At 64.5% G+C, this 4,743-nt stretch carries 4 protein-coding genes and 1 pseudogene; 3 read left to right on the top strand and 2 right to left on the bottom strand.

All coding sequences use genetic code 11. The features are described 5' to 3' along the window. Together ACXJL8_RS34375 and ACXJL8_RS34370 are read right to left on the bottom strand one after the other, a co-directional pair. Nucleotides 1-741: FkbM family methyltransferase (locus ACXJL8_RS34375; RefSeq protein WP_456686393.1), on the bottom strand; the 741-nt coding region annotated here is incomplete at its 3' end. A 125-nt stretch (nucleotides 742-866) separates the two neighbouring features. Beyond that, nucleotides 867-2,696 (bottom strand): acyltransferase family protein, encoded by a 1,830-nt coding sequence (locus ACXJL8_RS34370; protein WP_456686392.1) that lies wholly within the window; start codon nucleotides 2,694-2,696, stop codon nucleotides 867-869. Nucleotides 2,697-2,955: 259 nt separating this feature from the next. Between ACXJL8_RS34370 and ACXJL8_RS34365 the strand changes: the two genes are divergently transcribed. The 3 genes and pseudogenes from ACXJL8_RS34365 to ACXJL8_RS34355 form a co-directional block, all read left to right on the top strand. Further along, nucleotides 2,956-3,582, top strand: a complete 627-nt coding sequence (locus ACXJL8_RS34365) for a PilZ domain-containing protein (RefSeq protein ID WP_456624041.1) — start codon at nucleotides 2,956-2,958, stop codon at nucleotides 3,580-3,582. Between the two features lie 116 nt (nucleotides 3,583-3,698). After that, nucleotides 3,699-3,941, top strand: coding sequence for a hypothetical protein (locus tag ACXJL8_RS34360; protein WP_456624040.1), 243 nt, complete (start codon nucleotides 3,699-3,701; stop codon nucleotides 3,939-3,941). Nucleotides 3,942-4,566: 625 nt separating this feature from the next. Then, nucleotides 4,567-4,743, top strand: a pseudogene (locus ACXJL8_RS34355) (PrsW family intramembrane metalloprotease); the annotation flags it as partial.

The raw sequence follows: 4,743 nt of genomic DNA, 5'->3' as shown, positions 1-4,743 counted from the left end.
GTTGAGGATTTTCCTGTTCTGCTCGAGGATCGTCTTGCGGCGCGTCTCCTGGACGCCGATCACCGCCGCGTTGTCGCCGACATCCCAGAACGCCTGCGGCTTGAGATGCGCGAGCTTGCCGCTGACATAGACCGGATAGAACCAGCCGAGCGTTCCGTCGCGCAGGCGCTGCAGCGTCGTCAGGTCGTAAAGAAAGAAGCCCGCCGCCAGCAGCGTCGCGTTGATGTCCTGGAAGTCGTCAATGTCGGCCTCGCACACCACCACACTGCAATTTTCCAGCACATGGCGCGCGCCCTTCAGCGCCGCCTGCTCCGCCCCCTGCACGTCGAGCTTGAGCAGGAACGGCGGCTTGAGCGACAGCTCCTGGACCAGCGCGTCGAGCGTCCGCGCCSGGACCTTGACCTTGCTCTTGATCAAATCGTTGACCCGCGACCAGTAGAGGTCGCCTGCCGGGCGCACCGATGACCAGTAAGGATGCACGGATTCGGTGATCTCGATCTCGCCTTCGTGGTCGGTGATGGCGCAGATGCGATAGTGCCCGCCAAGCGCCTCCTTGATCGCCTTGAGCGAGTCCTCGTAGATCCGATTGGCGTCGATGTTGAGCGGCACCGCATCGCCGAGGCACGACAGATGGTTGAGCACGAAGTGCCCGTCGGCGCACCCGAGGTCGACCACGGTGCCGTAACGCAGGCCTTTCGCGAACAAATTTTGCAGCGTTGCGCTGAAATCGGTTGCCTGCATGAAATCAATCCAAACAATCCAGAATTGATCAGTAACACGCGGTCGGCGGCGCGATCAACTCGACGTAGTGCCGGCGCGGCGCACGCGTTTGGGGCGCGGAAGCGGGAAACCCGCCGACGGTGCGGTCATGGATGCGGCCCGCGAAACAGATCCCCGCCGATGACCTCGATCACCAACCTCGCCCCGCCCGGCGACAGATGGATCGTATCGGTCGCGACCACCTCACCGTCCGGCGTGCGGACCAGGCACTGTTGCCGCGGATCGCAAAGCACCTTGCGCAATGACACATAGTCGACGCCTGCGGATTTGCTGAAATCCGCCATCAGCTCGTCCTCGGCAGGGCCCGAAACGCCGGAGCCGAGCCGGTCCGGCAGGTCATGGGAGAAGCGATAGTGGTTGATGACCGCGTGCGGCAGCGTGCGCTTCCACACCGGAGGCGGCCCGATGATGACCACGCGCGCCACCCCGGCGCCGCGCAGGGCGGCGATGGTGCTGCCGAGCTTGTTCAGGTCGTTGTCGAAACCCCACATCGCGTGCAGCACGACGACGTCCGGACGAGATTCCCTGATGAGGGCAACAGCCCTGGCGTTGCTTTCGACGCAGGACGCGTTCGGTCCCGCACCGAGGATCGGCGCACAGCCAGGCGCATTGAAACGCCCGACGCGGAACGAAGCGCGTTGTGCCGCCTCCACCACGGCCGGATAGAGAGCCGCGCCGTTTGAATCGCCCCACAACAGCAGCAGCGGCTTGTCGCCCCGCTCGACGCAGCTCGTATCAAAGCCGCTACCCGGCGCCTCCAGGAAGCAGTGATCCTTGAATGCAGGATTGTCATCGGTGCTGACGGCCGCGATCGCCTGCAACGCCTGCGGAAATCGCGAGACGAAGCCGGCGGAGAGGATCGTGGCGATACCGATCGCACCCACCGAAGCCAGCGTGATCGACAAGGCCGGCACGACGTTGCGTCGATGGCGGATCGGCTGTTCGATGAAGCGGTAGGTCAGGATCGAAAGCACGGTCGCGGCGAGGACCGCGGCCCAGATCTCGATGAAATTCGGCACCCCATGCCGCACGATTCCGAGATAGGCGAGCAGCGGCCAGTGCCAGAGATAGAGCGGGTAGCTGATGAGACCGAGCAGCACGGCGGGCCTGCTCGACAACAGCACGCGGTTGACCGCGGCATTCGGCGACGTGATGACGAGCGCGGCGCCGACAATTGGGAGCAGCACCAATGCTCCCGGAAAGGACATCGAGCGATCGAACAGCAGGGCGGACGCTGCAATGGCGCCAAGGCCGATCGCGCCGAGCAGGTTGCTGCTGCCTTTGCGGACGAGGTTGGCCTCGGCCACGAGGCCGCCGATCAGCAACTCCCAGGCCCGCGGCAAGGGCGCGTAGAAGCCCCAATCCGGGTTCGTCGCCGCCAGCGCCACGCCGGCGGCCAGCGACAGCGCGATTGCGCCGAGGATGTACTGCCGCCGCCACCGCGAGCGCGCCAGCAGGCCGAGCGCCAGCGGCCAGAAGATGTAGAACTGCTCCTCGACGCCGAGCGACCAGAGGTGGAGAAGCGGATTCTCGGCAGCGAGCGGCGCAAAATAGCCGGCCTGCCCGAGCTGGAACAGGTTCGAGGCGAAGAGAACGCTGGCCGCGATGTTCTCTCCGAGCAGACGGAACTGTGGGGGCAGCAGGATTGCCCATCCCAGCGCATAGGTCGCCAGCAGCACGGCGATCAGCGCCGGAAAGATCCGCCTGATCCGCCGCGCGTAGAATGTCGCGAGCGGAACGCCGCCGGGCGCCAGTAATATCCGCGTGATCAGAAAGCCCGAGATGRCAAAGAAGACGTCGACGCCGACGAAGCCGCCGGGCAGCATCCAGGGGTGCGCGTGATAGCCGACCACCAGCAGGATCGAAACGGCACGGAGCCCGTCAATATCTGGCCGGTAATTCTCGGACGGCATCATCGAGGTTGCACTAGCGGCATTCGCGTCGAGACACAATCCGACACGGATTGGCAATTGATGGACACGAATGTGTCGCCGGCGAGGTCGGCAAAAACCGCCGCGGCGCATCTGCCATGGGTCGCCGCGCTCACGATGACGCGATACCGACCCACGCGTTTACCGCAAATTTACCCCTGCTCCTGAATGCCGGTATCATTTGCTTAGAGGTTGTCCGCTACCGTGGAAACACGGGAAGCAATCCACAACACGATTGGTGCTGATGTCCGTCGCAGAGTTCCTCAGGCAGCGTGCGGTGGAAGTCACCGTGAGCGGCAGCTATTCGCTGCACCGCTGGTACGATTGCGAGGGCAAGCTGCGAACCTTCGCCTGCCGTACCAAGCGCGTCTCGCCGTTCCGCATGATCGTGGACGTGCCGGTCGTCGGCAAGGTCGGCGAGCGCGTGACCTCCTACTTCCAGGATTTCGGCGAGTTCGAGTGCACCATCAGCGCCACGCTGAAGACGGGCTTCCTCATGGAACTCGACATGACGCGGGCGCGGCGCGCCTGGATGTCGGAAAAGCTGACCTGGCTCGAGAAGAAGCAGAAGGACGCCAGCGTCGAGGAACTGCGGCGCGACGCGCGGTTCGTGCCGCAGGTCTCGCATACCTTCCTGACGCTCGCCGACGGCGGCACCCATCCCTGCTTCATCATCGACGTCTCCACCGCGGGCGTCGCGGTGTCCTGCGAATACGATCCCCAGATCGGAACGCCGCTCGCGGTCGGGGCCTGCGTCGGGCGCGTCATCCGGAAATTCGCCGACGGCTTTGCGGTCAAATTCGCCGAAAAACAGCAGCGGGACGACCTCGCCCGCCTGGTCGTTCGCTCGGCCGTGCTGCAGCCGGCCTGAAGCTCCAGACGCCGCCTCCGCACCTTCGCCCTATCTCGGCCCCATTGCGGAATCAGCATATGGGGGTCCGTGCCCCGTGCCGGCCTTCATTTGCAGACTTGCGACCGGAGGACCGAATGGCAGTCGAGAAGATTACCTGGGAAAGGGTCGGCCGGGTCACCGAGCCCGGACGCTACATGTACACCTTCGGCTGGCTCACCATCACCGCGGGCGATCTCGATATCTGGAAGCAATACCCGCAGGCGGCGTTCACATTGCTCGCCCAACACGCCGAGCCGGACGCGTTCGCCGGCGAGGAATTCCATCTCGGGGCGTTCGACATCGCCCCCGATGCGCCGCCGCGGTTCACGACCCACTGAGGGCGGTCGATGCCGGCTCCAATCGCCTTGCCGCGACCGCCGATTCGAGCCGCCACAACCGGCGCTTCGCGTGAGGAACGGTTGCACGGAGCRCAGATCCACACCGGAACGCATGGCACGGGCGTTGCTTTATCAACGCCGTGATGCACATCGCCCCGGTCGACCAAGCCTTCCTCCTGCTGCTGATCGCGGCCTGCTTGGGCGCGTGCCTCGTGCGCGCCTTCTGGGAGCTGGAGCAGATGCGAACCCGCCGCATCGATTCATCGCTTCGCCGGCGGACAACGAAGCGTGACTAGGTCGATCGCCCCGGCTGCGCGTTGTCCGGGTTGAGGCCATGGCGCCTCCAGCCGCGCGGCGGGGACAAATGCATCGTGAATCGAAGAAACCCGCGCATTCCCTTGATCTCGCTGACCAATCGCGGCCTGATATCAGGCGCGCAACCGTTTCCATTGATGACGAACAAGTTCCGTCATGCGATTGATTATCCTCGCATTCTACAGCATTGGTGACGACGCGATGAACGGAAGCTGTCGCGCTTGTTAAGCGACGGGACAGCAAGCGCATGACACATGGTCGCATCGGTAGAAGTAGATAAGCCGGTCAAGGGAACCTATTTTCGACGCCGATGTACCTGATTGAAGCGTTACCCAYCGTCATCGGAACTGCCGCCATCGCGCCGGCGCTCCTGATGTTGTGGCTTGTCATAGCGGCAGAGGAACGCCCGGGGCCGCCGGCCCAGGTCTGGACCGCGTTCCTGCTCGGCGCGGCCAGCATCTCGCTGCTGGGCCTCGCCCGCGCCCCC

This window comes from Bradyrhizobium sp. P5_C11_2 (assembly GCF_054049755.1).
Note: the sequence above shows the minus strand (reverse complement) of the source record. Positions and strands in the feature narration are given on the sequence as shown.

Coding starts and splice junctions, on each gene's coding strand:
- ACXJL8_RS34365 (WP_456624041.1), top strand. CDS start 2,956: ATGTCCGTCGCAGAGTTCCTCAGGCAGCGTGCGGTGGAAGTCACCGTG.
- ACXJL8_RS34360 (WP_456624040.1), top strand. CDS start 3,699: ATGGCAGTCGAGAAGATTACCTGGGAAAGGGTCGGCCGGGTCACCGAG.